Source organism: Massilibacteroides sp. (genome assembly GCF_028705895.1).
Taxonomy (GTDB): Bacteria; Bacteroidota; Bacteroidia; order Bacteroidales; family Tannerellaceae; genus Massilibacteroides.
Window position 1 is genome coordinate 1 of sequence record NZ_JAQWCQ010000041.1, and the last position, 21,236, is coordinate 21,236.

Annotated in this window: 15 protein-coding genes; 6 read left to right on the forward strand and 9 right to left on the reverse strand. The window is 39.0% G+C overall.

Annotated features, from left to right (window positions below; all coding sequences use genetic code 11):
* Positions 1-186 precede the first annotated feature (186 nt).
* Positions 187-1,470 carry a DNA methyltransferase gene (locus PHT93_RS10670; protein ID WP_300242686.1) on the forward strand — a complete coding sequence of 428 codons (1,284 nt, stop codon included), beginning with the start codon at positions 187-189 and terminating at the stop codon, positions 1,468-1,470.
* A complete protein-coding gene (locus PHT93_RS10675; RefSeq protein WP_300242688.1) occupies positions 1,470-2,174 on the forward strand; it encodes an MjaI family restriction endonuclease in 705 nt (234 codons plus the stop codon). The genes PHT93_RS10670 and PHT93_RS10675 overlap by 1 nt, the downstream gene beginning before the upstream one ends.
* Positions 2,175-2,232: 58 nt before the next feature.
* Here the strand turns inward: PHT93_RS10675 and PHT93_RS10680 are convergent, their stop codons facing one another.
* Positions 2,233-3,240, reverse strand: coding sequence for an aspartate-semialdehyde dehydrogenase (locus PHT93_RS10680; RefSeq protein ID WP_300242691.1), 1,008 nt, complete (start codon positions 3,238-3,240; stop codon positions 2,233-2,235).
* 128 nt (positions 3,241-3,368) lie between these two features.
* On the opposite strand from PHT93_RS10680, the gene PHT93_RS10685 reads away from it, so the two are divergent.
* Positions 3,369-5,639, forward strand: a complete 2,271-nt coding sequence (locus PHT93_RS10685) for a lamin tail domain-containing protein (protein ID WP_300242694.1) — start codon at positions 3,369-3,371, stop codon at positions 5,637-5,639.
* A gap of 3 nt (positions 5,640-5,642) precedes the next feature.
* Here PHT93_RS10685 and PHT93_RS10690 read toward each other — a convergent pair whose 3' ends face one another.
* The 5 genes from PHT93_RS10690 to PHT93_RS10710 all read right to left on the reverse strand — a co-directional run bounded on the left by PHT93_RS10690 (position 5,643) and on the right by PHT93_RS10710 (position 12,136).
* Positions 5,643-6,806: a clostripain-related cysteine peptidase gene (locus PHT93_RS10690; RefSeq protein ID WP_300242696.1), complete on the reverse strand. Its 1,164-nt coding sequence runs from the start codon at positions 6,804-6,806 to the stop codon at positions 5,643-5,645.
* Positions 6,803-8,326 carry a family 10 glycosylhydrolase gene (locus PHT93_RS10695; RefSeq protein WP_300242698.1) on the reverse strand — a complete coding sequence of 508 codons (1,524 nt, stop codon included), beginning with the start codon at positions 8,324-8,326 and terminating at the stop codon, positions 6,803-6,805. Before PHT93_RS10695 ends, PHT93_RS10690 begins: the two co-directional genes overlap by 4 nt.
* A 185-nt stretch (positions 8,327-8,511) precedes the next feature.
* Positions 8,512-9,900, reverse strand: coding sequence for a tetratricopeptide repeat protein (locus tag PHT93_RS10700; RefSeq protein WP_300242700.1), 1,389 nt, complete (start codon positions 9,898-9,900; stop codon positions 8,512-8,514).
* Between the two features lie 19 nt (positions 9,901-9,919).
* Positions 9,920-11,755 carry a M56 family metallopeptidase gene (locus PHT93_RS10705; RefSeq protein ID WP_300242701.1) on the reverse strand — a complete coding sequence of 612 codons (1,836 nt, stop codon included), beginning with the start codon at positions 11,753-11,755 and terminating at the stop codon, positions 9,920-9,922.
* Between the two features lie 18 nt (positions 11,756-11,773).
* Positions 11,774-12,136: a BlaI/MecI/CopY family transcriptional regulator gene (locus PHT93_RS10710; protein WP_300242703.1), complete on the reverse strand. Its 363-nt coding sequence runs from the start codon at positions 12,134-12,136 to the stop codon at positions 11,774-11,776.
* A 282-nt stretch (positions 12,137-12,418) separates the two neighbouring features.
* On the opposite strand from PHT93_RS10710, the gene PHT93_RS10715 reads away from it, so the two are divergent.
* From PHT93_RS10715 to PHT93_RS10725, 3 genes are all read left to right on the forward strand, one after another.
* On the forward strand, positions 12,419-12,754 hold the full coding sequence (locus tag PHT93_RS10715) for a YegP family protein (RefSeq protein ID WP_300242707.1): 336 nt from the start codon (positions 12,419-12,421) through the stop codon (positions 12,752-12,754).
* A 148-nt stretch (positions 12,755-12,902) separates the two neighbouring features.
* On the forward strand, positions 12,903-14,117 hold the full coding sequence (hflX, locus tag PHT93_RS10720; protein WP_300242709.1) for a GTPase HflX: 1,215 nt from the start codon (positions 12,903-12,905) through the stop codon (positions 14,115-14,117).
* A gap of 8 nt (positions 14,118-14,125) precedes the next feature.
* Positions 14,126-16,114 carry a DUF4954 family protein gene (locus PHT93_RS10725; RefSeq protein WP_300242713.1) on the forward strand — a complete coding sequence of 663 codons (1,989 nt, stop codon included), beginning with the start codon at positions 14,126-14,128 and terminating at the stop codon, positions 16,112-16,114.
* 229 nt (positions 16,115-16,343) lie between these two features.
* On the opposite strand, the gene PHT93_RS10730 is transcribed toward PHT93_RS10725, so the two are convergent.
* The 3 genes from PHT93_RS10730 to PHT93_RS10740 form a co-directional block, all read right to left on the reverse strand.
* Complete coding sequence (locus PHT93_RS10730) at positions 16,344-18,191, reverse strand: biotin/lipoyl-containing protein (RefSeq protein ID WP_300242715.1); 1,848 nt, start codon at positions 18,189-18,191, stop codon at positions 16,344-16,346.
* Positions 18,192-18,461: 270 nt separating this feature from the next.
* The gene (locus PHT93_RS10735; protein WP_300242717.1) at positions 18,462-19,757 is read right to left on the reverse strand and encodes a SpoIID/LytB domain-containing protein; all 1,296 of its coding nucleotides are present in this window, start codon (positions 19,755-19,757) and stop codon (positions 18,462-18,464) included.
* 7 nt (positions 19,758-19,764) lie between these two features.
* Positions 19,765-21,225, reverse strand: a complete 1,461-nt coding sequence (locus PHT93_RS10740) for a sodium:solute symporter (RefSeq protein WP_300242729.1) — start codon at positions 21,223-21,225, stop codon at positions 19,765-19,767.
* Between the last annotated feature and the right edge of the window lie 11 nt (positions 21,226-21,236).

Below are 21,236 nucleotides of genomic sequence, written 5' to 3' on the forward strand. Positions count from 1 at the left end.
AATCCAGCTTAGGCTGGCTTTATAAACAGGGGGTAGGGTTTCGAAAAAAAGAAATATAACACGATACAGACCGTGTAATTAAACAAATCCGACTGTCTGGAATTTTAGTCGGTTAATAGTGATTTATTATATATAATTCCGTCAACGTATAAACATTCGTATCTTTGTGTAGAAATGTTATTTAGGATGAGAAATAAAACGACGCATAAGATTATAAATGGTGACAGTCGGACAATGAATGAACTCCAAGACAAAAGTGTTCACTTAATTGTCACCTCCCCACCTTACTGGCAATTAAAAGACTACGGAACAGAGAATCAGATAGGTTTTCATGATGACTACGAAACCTATATCAATCATTTAAATCTCACATGGAGTGAATGCCAACGTGTTTTACACGACGGCTGTAGGCTCTGTATAAATATCGGTGATCAGTTTGCCCGTTCTACGTATTATGGTCGCTATAAAATCATACCGATCCATACAGAGATAATCAAATTCTGTGAGACAATCGGGCTTGATTTTATGGGGCAAATTATCTGGCAAAAGACAACTACCATGAATACAACCGGTGGAGCAAGTATTATGGGTAGTTTTCCTCACCCTCGTAATGGTATTGTAAAGTTAGATTTTGAATATATTCTTCTTTTCAAGAAACAGGGAAAAGGGCCGCAACCGACTAAAGAACAAAAGGAGCTGTCCTCTATGTCTAATGAAGATTGGAACACATATTTCAATGGACATTGGTATTTTACCGGTGTAAAACAAGATAAGCATCTGGCAATGTTTCCGGAAGAATTACCTAATCGACTTATTCGTATGTTTTCTTTTCCTGGAGAAACGGTTTTAGATCCCTTTATGGGGAGTGGCACTACGGCTGCTGTTGCCAAAAAGTTAAATAGAAATTCTATTGGATACGAAATAAATCCCGACTTTATACCAATAATAAAAGAGAGAATTGAAAATAAAGACATATTCTCGGAGACTGAGATAGAAATCATAAAGCAGAAATCTATCATGACAAATTTTGAAGAAAAAATAGACCAATTACCTTATCGTTTTGTTGATTTTCACAAGCTTGATAAGAAATTGGATATAAAGAAAATTCAATATGGTTCAAAAATAGATGCTGATAGTACAGGAAAAAGAGAAGAATATTTTTCTGTTAAAGAAATTATATCCCCAGAACTCATAAGATTAAACAATGATCTAATAATTAGACTTATAGGAATAAAGCAGAATCCAAATATTGATGAAGAAGCTACAGATTTTTTACACAAAAAACTGAAAGGTAAAAAAGTCTTCTTAAAATATGACAGTATTAAACACGATTCAGAAAATCACTTAATGGCTTATTTATATCTAGAGAATAAAACTTTCATAAATGCTCATTTATTAAAAGAAAAGTTAGTGACAGTGGACAATACGATTGATTTTAAATACAAGAATAAATTTTTAGCATTACAATAATGAATAAAAAGGAAGTAAAACGATATTCTTTAGAATTTGGGAAAAAAGAAAAAGTTCTCAATTATGCTTGCCAAACTTATCAATTGTCCAGGCCGAATAAAGTTGGAGCTGTGATGGCTCTTATTAGGGAATGTCAGCCTCAAACTATTGAAGAATGGGAAGAATGGTATTTATCAAATGCATATACAGCAGGAAAAAACGCTTTCAAAATTACCAAAGATAGTTTACAGGAACTAGGGGAAAGACTTTTTGAGAAAATAACAGAAGTTGTTATTCCTGAGTGGCAGGAGGCTTTTAGCCAATTAACAAAAGAGGATTGCATTAATTATATTTATAATTTAACCATCAACAGAACTTTCGATGGTTTTTTAAGAGAAAAATCAGTTGTAAACGATGGGTTAGCCAAAAACTTTCCTCAAATCAGATTCGAAGAAAGTTCGGCAGAACTTGATCACGCGGGCGATATTGATTACTTAGGATACATATCTGAAAACAGAGCTTTTGGAATACAAATAAAACCTGTTACAGCTAAAGCTAATTTTGGAAATTATTCTGTATCGGAAAGAATGAAAGCCAGTTTTGATTCTTTTAAGGAAGATTTTGGAGGAAAGGTCTTTATTGTTTATAGTCTTGATGGAGAAATAGCAAATAAAGAAATTCTTGAGAGTATATCAAACGAAATTGAACGTTTAAATGCCTTATAATACAGAAGAAGAGACAACGCATGCGTTGTCTCTTCTTCTGTATTGATAATATACGATATTATATATTCTTGACCTTAATCAGGTATTCTGCGATCTGAACAGCATTCAGAGCAGCTCCTTTCTTTATCTGGTCACTTACGGTCCAGAATGTTAGTCCGTTCGGATTGCTGATGTCTTTGCGGATACGACCTACGTAAACCGGCTCTTTATCGGCAACGAACAGCGGCATCGGATAATCTTTGTTTGCATTATCGTCCTGAAGAATTACACCTTCTGCTTCAGCAAATGCTTTGCGGGCTTCTTCTACAGTAACCGGACGTTCTGTTTCTACCCAAGTAGCTTCACTATGAGCACGGATAACAGGAACACGAACGCAAGTGGCACTTACTTCTATATCAGAGTGCATAATCTTACGTGTTTCGTTATACATCTTCAATTCTTCTTTTGTATAACCATTGTCAGTGAATACGTCAACCTGAGGTATTACATTGTACGCCAACTGGTAAGCGAACTTTTCTACGGTCGGCTTCTCACCTTTCAGCAATTCTTCATATTGTTTTACCAATTCAGCCATCGCTGATGCTCCTGCACCGCTTGCAGCTTGATAGGTAGATACATGTACACGCTTTATATGCGAAATCTTTTCGATCGGCTTTAATGCAACAACCATCTGGATTGTTGTACAATTCGGATTTGCGATGATTCCGCGAGGACGGTTTAATGCGTCTTCCGGATTTACTTCAGGCACAACCAAAGGCACATCATTTTCCATGCGGAATGCACTGGAATTATCGATCATCACGGTACCATGTTTGGTTATGGTTTCCGCAAATTCAATTGAAGTTCCTCCTCCGGCCGAAACAAAAGCAACATCGATACCCTTAAAGTCGTCGTTATGCTTGAGTTCCTTAACGGTGTACTGCTTACCCCGGAAGGTATAAGAACGTCCTGCACTACGGGATGATCCGAACAATTCGAGCTCATCCAAAGGGAAGTTTCTCTCATCAAGCACGCGCAGAAACTCTTGTCCTACAGCGCCGCTTACGCCAACAATTGCTACTTTCATTTTGAGCATTAATTAATTTAGTGTGTAAAAAAATCGTTATAACTTTGTCTCGTTCACTAATTAAAGGCTAAAGAGTTATAACGTATTAGCCACAAAGATAAGTATTTTAATACAGAACCTGACAACCTATGAAACAAATGTATCTGTTTTTCGCTTTATTGCTGCCTTTTTGTGCACTATCGCAAGTAACCGAACCGTTCAATAATCCTGAAATTTCGTACAAATATGACTGGGAAGGAGATGCTGACAGATTCAAGATTGAAGATGGATTTCTCAGATTGTTTGATTCATCTATTGCTCGAACAGCTTCGCTATATATTTATGGTGTTTCATTAGCTGACAATGAATGGAACTTGAGGTTAAAATCCGACTATAAAACCACAAATTATAATTCTATGCGGGTTTATCTCTGGTGTAATTCAACTAATATTGAAAGTGAGCGTACCGGTTATTACATCGAATTGGGTGGAGATAAAAAGATTTCCCTCTGTAAAGTCTGGGGATTAAATGCAAAAGAGAGCTTGATCTCAAGGCAAATAGATAATTTAGAAAAAGCATATGATATTCATATTCGCGTGGTTAGTGATCATGAAAAAATTACGTTATATGCCCGTTCCGACAGTAAGCCTGAATTTACCGAAATAGGGAGTACGGATTATGAGTTTCAGGCAAATCCCGGTTATTTTATACTTTATGCCAAATACAGCAAAGATCATGCTAAAGACAAATATTTCGGCCCGATTACTATACGTAATTTTTCAACCGGGACAAGTCCTGTTCCTGAAGAAAAGCCTGCAGAATTAACTCTTCAGTCGGTGGAGCAAGAAGATGCTTCAACGTTGATTCTGACGTTTAACCAATCCGTCAATCCAATTTATGCCTCTTTTTCGTTGTCTGCTTTAGGAGAGGCAGAGCAAATTTATATCTCAGAAGATGAGAGGATAATCAAATTGGTTTGGCCTAAACAGATGGAGAAAGGGGAAACGTATATTCTTTCATACAAAGACCTCTACGACAATCATGAGAAAAAGCCGAACAGTGGGTCATATTCTTTCGTTGCTATTCATACAACAACAGTACAACCCGAAATTATTCAATATTCAACAGGTGATCTTATTATAAATGAAGTCATGGCAAATCCGAATGGTGCAATGGGATTACCAGAGACAGAATATGTTGAGTTATATAACACGACGGACAAGGAAATCAACCTGACGGGATGGTCTTTTATTTATGCTGATAAGGGTACTTCTCTACAGTCAACAGTCCCGGAAAAAGGATACGCTGTCCTTTACAGAGAAGGCCGAGATATAACAGTAGATAAAGACGGAATAGCGATTCCGTCAGACAAGTTCCCCTCCGCCTTGGCCAATACAGGGAAACAGATTCAATTGAAAAGTAATGATGGATCTCTTATTGATGAAATTACTTATCCCACGGCAAAAGCCGGATTCTCATGGGAGCGTATAGAGGATAGTTGGCAATTATCCTCCGATCAGCGGGGAGGCACGCCAGGTTCAGTCAATTCCACCCAATCCTCCGAACCGGAAAAAGAGGAAGAAGAACGAATTATCATTATGCCGGGTGAAGTCGTTTTTTCCGAATTACTACCAGAACCTCAGGAAGGAGGAAGCGAATATATTGAGTTATACAACCGGTCAGATCGGGCATTACCACTCTCCGATTTATCTATTGCCGTTCGGAAAAATGACAATTCTCTGAATACTAACTATTCTTTATCATCTATTTCAGACAGCGTTGAGCCTGGTGAATATGCTCTTCTGACTAAAAGCATTGCGGGAGTGCGTGATTTCTTCTTAATCCAATCCCCCGAATCTCTTCACGAATTAAAACTTCCGGTTCTGGCAAACACCTCTGCCAGATTGGTTCTGTTCAGAACGAAAGATACAGAAGTAATCGATGAAATACATTATACAGATAAATGGCATTCTATCTCTACAAAGAATCGAAAAGGAATTGCATTGGAACGAATAGATATAAATGGCGACACGCAAGATCCGGATAATTGGACATCCGCTTCTACTCTCTCCGGTGGAGGAACGCCTGGATATAAGAATTCTCAAACAGGGGAAATTTCGGGTGGTGGTTCTACGGGAATAGATATGCCCGAATATAATCCGGCAACGGGAGATTATAGTATAGCATATCAGTTAGACAGAACAGGTTATCTATGCAGAGCAAATGTTTACGACACGTCCGGTCGGAAGATTGCAGAGATTCTCAATCACGAACTGTTAGGTTCCGAAGGTATTATCTCGTGGGATGGCTTTGCCTCAGGCGGGAATAAAATTGTAGCCGGAATTTACATCTTCCACGCCGAATTATATCATCCACAAGGTGGACGAAAAATCTATAAAAAGGTGTTCCTTGTGCGGTAAAGTTTATTCGTAAACTGCCTTATACCAATCAAGCTGTTTATACCATTCGTTCATTTTCGGATTTTTAGTCTGAGGAACGTAAATGGATAAACCACTGTAGGTATTAATCGGCTTTTGGATATAGGGTTCTGCAAAAAAGGCTTTAGGCGTTGTCGCATGATAGGCCACAACGGATGTAAGATCTATTTCCTTGTCCGTAAAAAGAGACAAGTAATCCGTAAAGTCGTACAAGAAGCTGTAGCTAAACGGGCGTGTCAGATACTCTAACGCTTGCCGGTTTAAGCCGTATTCAGAGGGATCTACCATTTGATCCTCAAGATAAGTTCCCGAGAGAAGACTTCGACAGTATGCTGCCAAGTCCACTAAACCGGAACTTCGGACAACCGAAATATTCCCTGTTCTGTAAGCTCCTTCCTGCGCATTATAATAATTGTAAAAAGAAGTTGCAATATCAACAAGACGTTCTTCCAACGGTTTATCTGCGATTAACTCAGGAAGTGTAAGCCAATAAGGAAACCCATCTCCCATAATTTCAGTAGAAGAACCTACAAAATAATTACTTTTATCCCTGAGCTCATAAACCACCTCTACATTGGCCATATAACAAGCATCGAATACAATATAATCAAAACCTTCCGGTAAAGCCTCTTTAAGTTCTGTAATTTCCATATGATTGGATCCGTCTTGCCCAAAAGACCTCAATCCGGTATAGTTGTTTAAATCAGAAGGAAGCCAAGCTGTTCCGTGACTCCACAGGAACAACCCTTTTTCATTGGCAGGATACCATTCGAAAACCTCCTCAATGACAGAGTTCATAATCTTTATATCTGCTGAATTCTGGTCTTCATATGTCTTAACCACAACCGGAGCAACAATGCCTGATTTGTTTTTTTCGATCTTATAAAGCTTTGGTAAGATTGCTTGATGGGTAATCGTGTCCTTTTCTCTTGAATCGATATACACTAACAAATTACAATTATCAATTGAGCTATTTTGCGCTCCTTCAACAATTGATTTCAGGTTCGTCTGGGTGAAGCTACTTAATGAGTTTTCGCCAGCCATATAAACTAAGATCGTCTGAATCAGTATTTTACTCCCGGTCTTTTTATTATCAGAACAGCTTACGAGTAGTCCGAAGAGTAAAAAGAACAATACTAATCTTTTCATAGTTTTACTTTTTTTGCTTTTCCTCTTTTGCTTTCGTTATGAAAACGGTCAACAGCGGTGACAATATACGTATATTTCTCATCCCCGCTATTGTAAGGTAACAAATAATAAGTATCTCTGGTTGTGGTTATAATATTATCCGGATTATTTAAATCCTTTTTATCATGTTTTCCGAAACGATAAATAACAAAATAAGAGGCTAACTCGGGATTCGTAGAACTTTGTTCTGCTTCCCAATGCAGCAGATAACCATGCTCAGTCCATTCGGCCTTTAATTTTTTCACTTCTTTCGGAGCCCGATCGTGTAAATGCGTATAAGCCGGAATCAAAGCGGGTGAACGATGATAATGACGTACTAAACTATCTGCTACCCCCCCGTTATTCCATAATATCTCATTGGCCGGCCAGAAACAGTTTCCTTTCACATTAGACAACGAACGTTCAATATGCATCTTTTGTGTTAGCTGTTTAGCTTTCATTGTTCGTGCTACATCCTGTCCGATATAAAGATGCCCTCCATTCGCATTTCTGTTCCACCAGTTAATTAAGGTAGTATAATCAGCTGCAGAATGACCGATTTCCCAGTAAATCTGGGGAATATTATAATCTATCCAGCCTTCTTTTGTCCAACGGATAACATCTGCGTACAGATCGTCATAATTCTGAAGTCCGTTGGTATTACTTCCCGAACCGTCGGGTGTGCTTTTTTTATTTCTGTAAATTCCAAACGGACTAATTCCGAAACGTACCCATGGCTTTGTAAGTAAAATTGTTCGCTTTAACTCGCTAATCAACGTATTCACATTGTCTCTCCTCCAATCAGCTTTGGTCGCCTCAGTATAACCTTTAGGCTTACCAAACTTGCTGAAACTTCTTTCATCGGGAAAGGGTACACCCGCAACAGGGTAAGGATAAAAATAGTCGTCCATATGAATGGCGTCCACATCATAACGGGAAACTATATCCCGCACAACACGACAAATAAACTGACGGTTATCCGGAATTCCCGGGTCAAATAGAATCTGTTTATTATAGGTCACAAACAAATCCGGACGATCATAGTAAATATGTGAATCGGCAAAACGTGTATTTCCTGCAGTACTGGCACGATAGGGATTCAGCCAGGCATGAAACTCCATATTCCGTTTATGGCATTCTTCAATTAAAAAGGCCATCGGATCAAAATTACCTGCCGGTGCAAGTCCTTGTTCTCCTGTAAAGAATCGGCTCCAAGGCTCTATATCCGATTTATAGAAGGCATCAGCTTCCGGTCTGACCTGAAAAATAATTGCATTAATACCGCAATCCTGCAAAAGATCAAGCTTCTTGGAAAAGCTTTTCTTCATTTCAGCAGGAGACATATCTTTATATTCTCCCTGAAAAGCCGTTTGTATCCAGGCGCCGCGAAACTCACGTTTCGGATTCTCACTAACCAATGAAACGGACTGTCTTGATACAGAACAAGACGTTACCAACAAAACGAAAAGAGCGGAAAAGAGTCGGATATATTTAACAAACATGAATGCTGACTTTTTATTTTCGGCAAAAATAGTGATAAAGTACAAATATTCCGACCTTTATGATATCTGTTTATATAGTAATTACTTTTCAGACCACCGGTTTGATATTCCTTAACTATATTATCCGTCGCACTTAAGATATTGTCGTTCAAGTTAGGCTTTTGCGGATAAAACAGAAGAGAGCTTCAAGGCTTTTCAGCAGGTAATTCATTCATAATCTCACGTATATCCATAATCGTTACAGTACTTTTCTTACCATCAGGAGCCAGCATGTTCATTGTGTTTATTTGGCGGAAAAACATTTCATTGTAGATTTTCTCTATATCCCGATGTCTGAAGAAAAGGAACTCCGGATTTACTTTCTTTCGAATTGCCTCCCTTGTATATAACACTTTAATAAATAATGCACGTTGCTGCTGCACCTCATCTTTTATATTGAATATATCCGACGTGTAAAATCGATCTATCTGGGCAAGAAAGTCAATCTTGTCGGGATATTTCTGCCACAGTTCATAATACAACTTTTCCGCCTGTCTTCGTTGCCCGTCTTTTTGATACGTCTCAGCACGAAACATCTTAAGCTGAGTAAAATATGTTTCCGGAGGCTGTAACTCTTCTTCAACACTATTGAACAGTTCGAATGCTCGTTTGCGATCGTATGTTTTACCTAACGCAGAGCCTAAGAACAGGCAGACATCAACTGAGGTTGAATCTTTAGTATATGCAGCTTCAAGCAGCTCTACAGCATCCAGGTATCGACCGGCATGATACCTGGAGACACCTCCGTATTTTAATGTAATATAAGCAGAGTCTCCCTCCTGAATCAATGAGGTGTATAATGTATCGGCATCAGCATAACGCTTACACATAAACAAAGCCATCCCTTTATTCCGAAGGATTTGTCGATTATTCGGATTATAGTATAATGCCGTATCACAAATAGCTAATGCTTCTACGGCATAATCAGGCCCCATACGTAACATAGAATTAATTAAAGCGCTGGCCAATCCTTCATTTTCTCTATTATAATTATAGGCTAAAAAATAGCTGGAAGTAGCCATAAAATATTGTTCCAGTTTCGTATAACAATCTCCCAAGCCGGTTAACAAAGCCGGATTTTCGTCATTATATTCGATCAGGGTTGTGTATTGTGTAATGGATTTTTCATAGTTTTCAGTCTGATAGTACAAACGAGCCAATTGATAGTTAGCATAGAAGTTCAGACTGTCTGTTGCTAATACCTGATAGAATAGTTTTTCCGCTTCTGCTCCCCGTCCAACGTTAATCGCAGTACGAGCTAAAGTATTAAGGATATCAATATTAGTCGTATCCATAGCAAAGCAATACTTGTAGAAATTATAAGCATTACGATACCTCAACATACCCTCATAGGCTTGCCCAATTGCATACATAGTCGTAAAATTTGCGGAATCGCCTGCAGTAAGATGTTCCGCTTTTTCAATAACCGTTCCAAAATCTTTACGATTAACAAGAGCCTGCCAATCCGGTTCGTCCTGTGCCTGCCCGATAAAGGGCAGAACACAGAAGAACAGAAAAACTAATCTATGTGTCATAGTGATGTTTTTAATAAGACTATTGAAGTCTGAATATTACAGGTATAGTATATTTTACATTGACTGTTTTACCACGTTGTTTCCCGGGAGTCCAGGTCGGCATAGATCCTATCACCCTGACGGCCTCTTTGTCCAACTCAGCAGAAACTCCACGTACCACCTTAACATCATCGATCTTACCTTCTTTAGTTATAATACAAGCGACAATTACCCGTCCTTGAACACCGGCTTTCTGAGTCTCTATCGGATATTTTACATTTTCAGCTATATACGTCAACAAGGCTTGATCACCACCGGGGAATTTCGGCATATCTTCAACAACTGTAAAAACCGGCTCGCCTGTAGATGTCTTTTCAACTTCCTTTTCCGGAATATTCTTCCCACTTAATCTGAAGGTAACAGGCACAGTATATTTTACATTAACAGCCTGTCCCCGTTGTTTTCCCGGAGACCAGGCGGGAAATGACCCAATAACCCGCAAAGCCTCAGCATCCAAAACGGGATCAACACTACGTACTATTTCAGCATCGCCTATCGTTCCGTCTTTTTTCACGACAAAAGAGGCGATAACGCGTCCGTGAATTCCACTTTCTTGAGCAGCTTTCGGGTACTTTATGTTATCATGGAGAAATTGCAATAGAGCTTGGTCTCCACCCGGAAATCTCGGCATATCTTCAACAACCGTAAAAACCTGCTCCCCAGATGTCTTTTGGTCACTTCCTCTTAATATAGTCTTAGGTTGCGACTGCACAGCAGTAATCAGTCTTTCTTCGGTATCGTAATTAGGAAACGAAATACTCAACGTTTCATTTTCTTTCGCTTCAAGTTCAAAGTTTCCATCTATGTCTGTGATGGTACCCATATCTCTCTCTTTAATCACAACAGCTGCTCCGAGGATTGATTGCCCATCGGCATCGACAACCTGTCCTTTTACTTTGACTACTTCTTCTCCATCTGAAGTTTGCGGTGCACGCTCCATATTACAAAACTGCAACAACAAAGCTGCGAATGGCAGAAACATAAGATATTTTGCTCTACCGATTTTTCCTGAACGTTTTTTATTCATCATGATAATGCGGTTTTTAATGTCTAATACATTGAAATTATTATATATAGAAGTGGTTGTTTCATAATGGGTAAGTCCAAGCAAATGGAATTGATAAGCTTTGCTATCATAACCGGCATGAATCACCTTATTATCCGCCAGATACTCCAGATTATGTTTTATCTCGCGTTTCAGCAACCAGACGAAAGGATTTATCCAGCAAAGGATTAAAACAAACTCACTGATTATAACATCGACAGAATGCCATTGAGACACATGCGTAGATTCATGTGTGAGGATCTCTTTTAGTTCATTTTCCGAATGACTTGCAGGGTGAACAAAAATCATGTTGAAAAAAGAAAACGGACTGGCCGGTTTTGAAAGTACATAAACAGGAATACCATTTATCTCAGAACGTTTACTCTGTCTGGCTATCCATAGAATGCTTCCCACCTGTACCAAAAAACGACAAAACAAAAGACCGCTGATAAGCCAATAAAGAATGAACCCGAATTGCATCATATTATCTGTCCAGGATACAGAAGCAGCTTCGGGATCTACATTTGCCCGAACTTCTACCTCAGGAAGAAATGCAGAATACGTATATATTACTTCAGCAATGGGTTGCTGCATCTTGAGCCATTGTTGCGTATTAAACAATGGATAAGAAAATGCCAGTGCAAAAAACAAAAGCAAAATTATCCGGCGTAGATTAAAATACGTATCCTTATAAAAGAACAGCCTGTAAAAGCCATATAAAAGAATAAGCGCCAGATTTACTTTTATAAAATAGATCAATTCAGGAGTCATGGCGGTAAGGTTTTTAAATTATTCTTTGCCTTTTTCAATCATCTTTATGATGTCTTCCAAGTCCTTAGCCGTCAACTTCTGTTCCTTGGCAAAAAACGACACCATTTCCTTGTAAGAGTTTTCAAAATAATTTTGAACCACACCATTCATAAAAGCCCGCTTATAATCACTTTCTGCAATAATCGGAGTATATTCGTATGTGTTGCCATGCTGTTTGGCTTTCACGTACTTTTTACGTTCCAGATTCTTGATTATAGAAGCCAAAGTCGTATAAGGAGGTTTCGGGTCATTATACTTAGCTAAAACATCTTTCACAAAACATGGAGCTATCTGCCATATCCAGCGCATAGCTTCTTCTTCCTGCATTGTTAATCTTTCCATATCTATAACTATATTACTGTTTACGAATCGTTCGTAGCAAATCTACGAATTATTCGTAGCCTTTGTCTTGTCAAACAGTTAATTTATACTAAAACGTTGTTTTTTATTGCCTGGCCCTATCAAAAAACATAAAACGAACCAATTTATTAAATAGATTTACCCATTTTCACAATTAAAAGATTAGATGTTTTCTTTTTATTTACAATCGGAAAACAATAAGGGTAAGTTAGGTGTTTTTGAAAAAATTATTTACCTTTAAATCATAAACTTAAATTAATAGAAATGGGAAAATTTGAACTGTCAAAAAGAAAAAACGGTGAATTTCAGTTTAACCTGAAAGCAGGAAATGGAGAAATAATCCTTACAAGTGAAGGCTATACTACTAAAGCAGCTTGTCTGAACGGTATTGAATCGGTAAAGAAGAACAGTCCGACAGACGGCAGATATGAAAAAAAGACTGCAGCTAACGGTAAATTCTTTTTCAATCTGAAAGCAACAAACGGTCAGGTAATTGGTTCAAGTCAGATGTACGCTTCCGAATCGGGTCGTGACAATGGCATTGAGTCTGTAAAAAAGAACGGACCTGAATCTCCTACCGTTGAATTGTTAGAAGATTAATAAAAAACAAAAACCCACATAAAACAGAAAAGAGGAATAACATCGTGTTGTTCCTCTTTTTTGGATGGATAAACCCTTGAAGCAGAAGAATCCGTGATTACAAATCATGAATGACTATTGAATTAGTGAAATGATTATCTTTGCGGTTATGAAAGAATTTATCATATCGGAAGCGCAATCAGAAAAGGCCGTCTTAGTCGGATTAGTTACTGCTGAACAGAATGAACAGCAAGTGAAAGAATATCTTGACGAATTAGCTTTCCTGGCGGATACGGCAGGGGTTGAAGCGGTTAAGCGGTTCCAACAGAAATTGGATTTTCCTAATCCGGTCACTTTTGTCGGTACCGGAAAACTGAAAGAGATCAAGGAATATGTCGTGGAGCACGAGATTGGTGTTGTGATCTTCGACGATGAATTATCGGCTAAACAGTTGCGCAATATAGAAAGAGAACTTCAGGTAAAAATCTTAGACCGGACAAACCTGATATTAGATATTTTTGCACATCGTGCACAAACAGCGCATGCAAAAACGCAGGTTGAACTGGCGCAATATAAATATATGTTGCCCCGTCTGACTCGCCTTTGGACTCACTTGGAACGTCAGCGTGGTGGAGTGGGTATGCGCGGACCGGGTGAAACACAGCTGGAGACTGACAAACGTATCATTCTGGATAAAATTTCAAAACTGAAAAACGATCTGAAAGATATTGATAAGCAAAAAAGCGTTCAGCGGAAGAATCGTGGAAAAATGGTACGTGTTGCTTTGGTCGGATATACCAATGTGGGCAAATCTACATTAATGAATCTATTGAGTAAAAGCGAAGTGTTTGCCGAGAACAAATTGTTTGCAACATTAGATACGACCGTACGCAAGGTGATTGTCGAAAACTTACCGTTCTTATTATCAGACACCGTTGGTTTTATCCGGAAATTACCGACAGAATTAGTTGAGTCGTTTAAATCTACGCTGGATGAAGTACGCGAAGCCGATTTGCTTGTGCACATCGTGGATGTCTCCCATCCGACGTTTGAAGACCAGATTGAGGTGGTAAACAAAACACTGGCTGAAATCGACAAGACGGAGAAACCGATGATTATGGTATTTAATAAGATAGATGCTTTCACTTACGTGGAGAAAGAGGCGGACGACCTCACGCCCTCTACAAAAGAAAACATCAATCTGGATGAGTTGAAACGTACCTGGATGAATAAAATGCAGGATAATTGCCTGTTTATTTCAGCAAAAGAGAAAACAAATATCGAAGCGCTTAAATCCTTATTGTATGAGCGTGTGAAGGAAATTCATATTACCCGATTTCCGTATAATGATTTTCTCTTTCAGCAATACGATGAAGATGAATAAAAACACTTATGACAAACAAAAGAAACCTCAGGCCTGAAGAAATAAAGGTCTTACAATCCCAATTTTGCTATGCGGACGATTGGAATAAGATCCTTGTCCCCGAAAAATTTGATATAAACTTTGTACACCATGTTCGTTTTTCAGGACATGTGGAATTAGGTGCTTTCAATAAACAGTTCGAACTTCCCGGCGGACTCAAAAAGCACAGTGGTTTAAGACATGTTACATTATATAATTGTATTCTGGAAGATGATGTACTGATTGAAAACGTACAGAATTATATTGCCAATTACCATATTGGTGAAGGTTCTTTAATTCAAAATATAAATGTATTGCTTGTTGAAGGGAAAACAACCTTCGGAAATAACACGTTAGTTTCCGTACTGAATGAAACAGGGGGACGGGAAGTTCCCATTTATGATGGGTTATCAGCTTCTTTAGCCTATGTTATTGCTCTTTACCGCCACCGCCCGGAGCTGATAAATCGTCTTTTCGAATTAATTTCGGCTTATGCCGAAAGTCAAAGTTCGAACAAAGGGTATGTCGGGAAAAATTCACGTATCATCAATACCGGAACGATCCGTAACGTAAAAATCGGCGATTATTCAACGATCGAGAATAGTACCCGTCTGGAAAATGGAGCGATCAACAGCAACCAAACTGCACCTATTTATATTGGCGACAGTGTAATCGCACAAGATTTTATTATTTCTTCGGGAGCTTATATTGCAGACGGAGCCAAAATTATCCGGTGTTTTATAGGACAGGCCTGTCATATTACACATGGTTTTTCGGCACACGATTCTTTACTGTTTAGCAACTGCGGATTTGAGAACGGAGAAGCCTGTGCTATTTTTGCCGGCCCGTTCACGGTCTCCATGCATAAGAGCAGCCTCCTGATTGCAGGTATGTTCTCATTCCTGAATGCAGGATCAGGCTCCAACCAAAGCAATCACATGTATAAGTTAGGACCTATTCATCAAGGCATTGTGGAACGAGGATCGAAAACAACGAGTGATTCGTATATTCTCTGGCCTGCACGTATCGGAGCCTTCTCTCTTGTTATGGGAAGACACCATCACCACAGTGACACTTCAGATATTCCTTTCTCGTATCTAATTGAGAAAAATGATGAGACCTACCTTGTTCCCGGGGTCAATCTGCGTAGTGTAGGAACAATTCGTGATGCGCAGAAATGGCCGAAACGAGACAAGCGAAAGGATGCCTATTTATTAGATATGATCAACTACAACCTCCTGAGTCCTTATACTATCCGTAAAATGATCAAGGCGGTGGAGATATTGACCAATTTGCAAGCGTTAGTTGGTGAAACATCCGATGTTTACTATTATCAGAACACGCGGATACAAGGAAGTTCCCTTCGCAACGGCCTTCATTTATATACGCTTGCCATAAATAAATTCTTAGGAAACTCATTAATCAAACGTCTCGAAGGAGATCCGTTTCGGTCTATCGAAGAAGTACGGAACCGCCTACGTCCCGATTGTCCGGAAGGCAGTGGAGAATGGGTGGATATGTCCGGACTTATTTTACCTCAACAGGTATTAAACAGCTTTCTTGATAAAATAGAGGCAGGAGAAATAACGACATTGACCGAGATTGAATCTTTCCTATACAAAGCCCATAAAGCATATTATTCTTTAGAATGGACGTGGGCATACGAAACGATAGCGTCTTATTATAATGTAAACCTTCAGCAAATATCAGCTTCTGAAATTATCGGATTAGTCCACAAATGGCAGGAATCCGTCATCGGTCTGGATGAACTTCTCTACGCCGATGCCAAGAAAGAGTTCTCGCTTACTTTTATGACGGGCTTTGGCGTAGATGGAGCAGAGGAAGAAAAACTCGGAGATTTCGAAGGTGTTCGCGGAGATTTCGAGAACAACCCCTTCGTTGCCGCCGTACAAGAACATATTACAAAAAAGCGTGCGCTCGGCGATGAATTGATCGGACGGCTACAGCCGTTACTATGATTTTGACTATATCCGTTGCGGGATTAAATTAGGATCTATTCATGCCTGTTTTTAATCATTAGAATAAATAAAAAAATATAAAGGTTATTTTCGGAAATATAAAGGATATTTTTGCAAAAATATCCTTTATATTTTTACGCTTATTTTTTACTTGATTTTCAACAATAAAAATAACGCCCGATTTGAGGGGTAAAATGAGTATTTTGTGACTATTGTATATACTGATTTATTATTCCTCAATCTCCACTAATTTTGCTCCGACTGAAACGATTGTACCCTCTTCTACAAACAATTGTTTTACTGTTCCTGTGTATTCAGACATAATATTATTTTCCATTTTCATGGCTTCCAGAATGATTATCTCCTGTCCTTTCTGAACATGGTCTCCCGATTTTACTAAAAGTTTAAAGATATTGCCCGGCATGGGAGATTCGATAACCTGCCCCGTAATCGGAAGAATGTCTTCTTTGGGAGCTTCTTCCTGAATAATTTCCTCTTTGCAGGTTTGTTCAAAACGCAATTTCTTTTGGTTCGTCAAGAATGTTGTTGCTACAGAAGGGAATAATTCTAACAACAACACTTCTTTTTCGTTCTCGGCTAAACGTACACCTCCGTATTCTTCCAGTATTGGGTTATCGGGCGCTTTGTGTTTTGAGGTATCATACGGCGTCTCTTCTTTCACTTTTGCAATCTGCAAGCGAAAATCCGGTGAAACGGGCACGGGAGTTTCTCCATATTCTCCTTTCACTAAGGCCACAAACTGATTGGACGTATTGGTGTACATTTCTTTCCCATGTTTCATATCCATAGCACAGTTGACCGCCTGAACTCCTACAATCTGACTGGTAGGCGTCACCAAAGGAGGAAGACCGGCCGCCAGTCGTACTGTCGGAATCAGCTTCATAGCATCTTCCAGAATATCCATTGCATTGAGTTGCTTCAACTGGGCTACCATATTGGTGTACATACCACCGGGTATCTCTGCATTTTTAACTAATTCATTTGGCGCAGGGAAATTAAAATAGGATTCTATTTCATGGCATGCTTTTAACAGTGCATCTTCATCATTTCTCTTACTTGCAATAATCGCATCATCAAAGGCTTTATCAATATGATCCGGTAATTTATCCGTCAACGGATTGAACGGATTCGGAAATTGTTTCACTGCATCGTAAGCATCTAATTCCTTCCGGATATTAAGCAATTTATGATTGATTTCAGCAACGGCAGCCATATCAATATCCAGTTCAATCCCCAGCTTCTGACAGAAAACGTAAATAAGTTCAATGGCGGGAGCAGCCGGTCCGCCGGCAAAATTCCAGATAACAGTATCAACAATATCAACCCCGTTAATAATTGCAGATAAAACGGCACCTAAACCGTAACCGGGCGTACAATGCGTATGAAAGTCGATAGGAATATGCAATTCCTTTTTAAAAAGCTTAATAAGTTCGGCACTTCTCGAAGGTTGGATCAAGCCACTCATGTCTTTAATCGTAATCATGTCGGCTCCCAACTGTTCCATTCCTTTTGCTTTCTGAAGAAAATAGTCGTTTGTAAAGATAGCCTTAGGTAGTGGCTTCCCTTTCAATGCCGCTTTTGCACGCTCCGAAAAAGTAAAATGCGGATCAATCGTGTAACAAACAGCACAATCAGCTATACCTCCATATTGCTTAACATAACGGATTGTTGACTTCACATTGTTTACATCGTTCAATGCGTCGAAAATACGCATAATACCCAAGCCTGATTCAATCGAGTTTTTACAAAAACCATCAATAATTTCATCTGGATAGGGAGCATACCCAAACAGGTTGCGTCCTCGAGAGAGAGCTGTCAGTTTAGAAACATCTCCAATTACAGCTTTAATCTTTTCCAATCGATCCCATGGATTTTCATTCAGGTAACGCATCACCGAATCCGGAACTGCCCCACCCCAAACTTCCATTGCATAAAAATTAGCGTCTTTGTAAAAAGGTAATACTCTATCGACCTGTTCCTGAGACATTCTGGTAGCAAACGCAGACTGCTGACCATCTCTTAATGTCAAATCCCGAATAAGTAATTTACGTGCCATGATTAAATTGGTTTAAAGAATGATTGAGTAAAGGTATTAGAAAGAAATCAATCTTTACAACACATTTTTATGATACGTAAACAGTTTTTGGGGGCATTTCAGAGGGCGTTTATTTTTTTGACAGCTTTACTGATTTTTAGTTACTTATAAAGTGATTTTAATTAAAAAAAACGGCTTTATAACTCAATCATATTAAGTTTCGAAAGAGTTAAATAACGCTAAATAAAGAAATTTTTCTGTATTTTATTTTTGCATGCTGATAAGGGGAGATTAATAGGCATGTTTTATCGTTGCTCCGACATAATAATGAAGTAAAATCTTGTCGTAAGAATACCCCTGTTCCCCCATAACGGCCGCGCCGATCTGACATAAACCAACACCATGCCCCCACCCTGCACCATTCAAAATAAAAGTGTCGCCTTCTTTTCTGACAACAAAAGCCGAGCTGTAAAGATGTGAAGTAGATAGTGTTCGTCTTATCTCAAGTTCTTTTCCAATCGTCAGGGTTTTCTTTGTTCCAACGATTTTGAGTTTGGTTAGCCTGCCTGAAGTTCCTCTGGCAACAGGGATTAGTTCCTCAATCATACCGAAATCAATGCCTGACCGTTTAAACGCCAGTTCGGAAAGTTCTTTTTGTGTATAACGAACTTCCCAACGATAGAAATCGGTTGTTTCCTGATCGTAGTTATTTAAGACCTGACCGAGTATCTTTTTATCCGTTGTATTACAGAAAGCATTTGGTCTGGATTGTATCCACTTGACGGCTTCCGACTCTATTCTCAGATCAGGCATTTCATATTTTCCGGCAATATCCCGGAGCTTTGCTAAATAAGGAAATTGCTTATCCTCCCAACAATATTGGAATTCCTCAACCATACCACCGCAACATTTAGAGAAACGGGCATCACATATTTTCCCTTCGGAGAGCAAGACTTCTCCGCGAGTTTCGTTTACAGCCTGCTTAACCATCTCCAGATTAGCAGAAGCGCGGGTAATGCCTTGATAGCGCTGACAATGATCATCGGCACAAACATCGAACAGGGTATGATCTTCCCGGTCATACCAACGAATCAGTTCATCTTCGGTTTCGGAGAAAGTGGCATAAGTTGCTTTAGAAGAAACGATCTCTTTATTCTTTTCTATCTGAGCCAACAACCAGCTACGCGAAATAACAGCGTGTGCCTTCAGCAGTTCAAGTGAAGCCGTTGCACTCATTTCGGAAGAGATAACGCTGATCAGATAGTCTTCAACAGACAAGATATTGATCGCTACTATTTTTCCCTCATCAACGATCAGTTTTAACGCCCCCTGAAATTGTTGATTTTCTTTTCTTTCCCAGTGAAAGTTAATACCGATCACTACGTCTTTTATTCCAAAAGAGGAGTTGCTATCTTTCGGCACAAAAAATAATTCATCGTACAACCTGCCGTTCCATTCAATGTGATTCTTATGGATTACAGCCGTCCATTCTCCATTTGCAGATTGGTTGTTCAGGGTATAGCCCTGACTTAAGACAAACGTTATCGATTCATTTGTGAGTATTCCTACACTTACGGTTGTTTCCATAGAAGTATTAAGCTTTTGAAGGGTTCTTTCTTGTTAATAACAGCAGACCTATAAAGGTCAGAAAAGCATTTAATATCAGCCTGTCGTGACTAAATTCATATCCGTTAAACCAGGCTTTTGAATTTGTATCGATTATAAAGCAAAGGACCGGAGATAGAAGTGCCACTAAGGGGATGAAACGATCATAGACTTGTTTCTTCGTAAAAATACCAAAGACAAACATACCGAGAATCGGGCCATAGGTATAACTTGCCAGAATATATACAGCATTAATTACAGACGTATTATTCAGCAGGTTAATAATAATAATGACCAATCCCATGATGACTGCCATTCCGATATGTACCTTTTTACGTGTTCCAGCAACAGTTTGTTCCGAGTCTTTTTTCGTACTTTCAAGAATATCTACCGTAAAGGAAGTCGTAAGTGCTGTCAAAGCTGACCCTGCCGCAGCATAAGCCGCAGATATTAACCCGATAATAAATAAAACGCCAACGACCAACGGAAAATAGCCTCCGGTAGCTATAAAAGGAAACAGATCATCTGCTTTTGTCGGTATGGTTAAATTATTTTGTGCAGCAAACGTATAAAGCAACACACCCAGTACAAGGAAAAGAAGAATAATGAATATTTGCAAGATTCCACTTGTCACCATATTCTTTTGTGCATCTCGGGGATTCTTACAACTCAGATTCTTTTGCATAAAATCCTGATCCAGTCCTGTTGTTGCAATCACTAAAAAGATTCCGGCAAGGAATTGCTTGAAAAAGTATTTTCCATCTTTGATATCATCAAAGAAAAAAGCTTTAGACATATCGCTGTCCCTTACCATGGCTGTCATCTCCGAAAAACTATAACCTAAGTCCTTTGATATATAGTATATACATAGCCCCACAGAAAAAACCAAACAAAATGTTTTTAATGAATCCGTCCAGATCAGCGACTTTACGCCTCCCTGATAGGTATAAAGCCAGACTAAGAACACCGTAAACACAACATTCAAGACGAAAGGCAGATTCAGGGGAGCAAAAACCAAGAGTTGTAAAACTACACAAACCAAATACAAACGCACGGCTGCTCCAAGCATTTTAGAAATAAAGAAAAACCAGGCTCCTGTTCTGTATGATGCTATCCCGAACCGGTTCTCTAAATATTCATAAATAGACGTCAGGTTCATCTTATAGAATAACGGGATCAGGACAAAAGCAATAAGAAATTGTCCGACAGCAAAGCCCAGTACCATCTGCAGATAAGAGAATGATTGTGTAGCCACCATGCCCGGAACCGAGACAAAGGTTACTCCCGAAATAGCAGACGCAATCATAGCAAAAGCAACGACATACCAGGAAGACTTACGATTTCCCGTAAAAAAACCCTGATTATCGACCTTTCGGCCTGTCAGATATGAGATACCAAATAAAACGGCAAAATAGGCCGCCATCGTAAGCAAAACTAAAGCAGGAGTCATCATCGTTTTTC

What these genes read in the sequence shown, in the direction of transcription:
- PHT93_RS10670 (WP_300242686.1), top strand. Translation starts at nt 187, where the DNA reads ATGAGAAATAAAACGACGCATAAGATTATAAATGGTGACAGTCGGACA.
- PHT93_RS10675 (WP_300242688.1), top strand. Translation starts at nt 1,470, where the DNA reads ATGAATAAAAAGGAAGTAAAACGATATTCTTTAGAATTTGGGAAAAAA.
- PHT93_RS10680 (WP_300242691.1), bottom strand. Translation starts at nt 3,240, where the DNA reads ATGAAAGTAGCAATTGTTGGCGTAAGCGGCGCTGTAGGACAAGAGTTT.
- PHT93_RS10685 (WP_300242694.1), top strand. Translation starts at nt 3,369, where the DNA reads ATGAAACAAATGTATCTGTTTTTCGCTTTATTGCTGCCTTTTTGTGCA.
- PHT93_RS10690 (WP_300242696.1), bottom strand. Translation starts at nt 6,806, where the DNA reads ATGAAAAGATTAGTATTGTTCTTTTTACTCTTCGGACTACTCGTAAGC.
- PHT93_RS10695 (WP_300242698.1), bottom strand. Translation starts at nt 8,326, where the DNA reads ATGTTTGTTAAATATATCCGACTCTTTTCCGCTCTTTTCGTTTTGTTG.
- PHT93_RS10700 (WP_300242700.1), bottom strand. Translation starts at nt 9,900, where the DNA reads ATGACACATAGATTAGTTTTTCTGTTCTTCTGTGTTCTGCCCTTTATC.
- PHT93_RS10705 (WP_300242701.1), bottom strand. Translation starts at nt 11,755, where the DNA reads ATGACTCCTGAATTGATCTATTTTATAAAAGTAAATCTGGCGCTTATT.
- PHT93_RS10710 (WP_300242703.1), bottom strand. Translation starts at nt 12,136, where the DNA reads ATGGAAAGATTAACAATGCAGGAAGAAGAAGCTATGCGCTGGATATGG.
- PHT93_RS10715 (WP_300242707.1), top strand. Translation starts at nt 12,419, where the DNA reads ATGGGAAAATTTGAACTGTCAAAAAGAAAAAACGGTGAATTTCAGTTT.
- hflX (WP_300242709.1), top strand. Translation starts at nt 12,903, where the DNA reads ATGAAAGAATTTATCATATCGGAAGCGCAATCAGAAAAGGCCGTCTTA.
- PHT93_RS10725 (WP_300242713.1), top strand. Translation starts at nt 14,126, where the DNA reads ATGACAAACAAAAGAAACCTCAGGCCTGAAGAAATAAAGGTCTTACAA.
- PHT93_RS10730 (WP_300242715.1), bottom strand. Translation starts at nt 18,191, where the DNA reads ATGGCACGTAAATTACTTATTCGGGATTTGACATTAAGAGATGGTCAG.
- PHT93_RS10735 (WP_300242717.1), bottom strand. Translation starts at nt 19,757, where the DNA reads ATGGAAACAACCGTAAGTGTAGGAATACTCACAAATGAATCGATAACG.
- PHT93_RS10740 (WP_300242729.1), bottom strand. Translation starts at nt 21,225, where the DNA reads ATGACTCCTGCTTTAGTTTTGCTTACGATGGCGGCCTATTTTGCCGTT.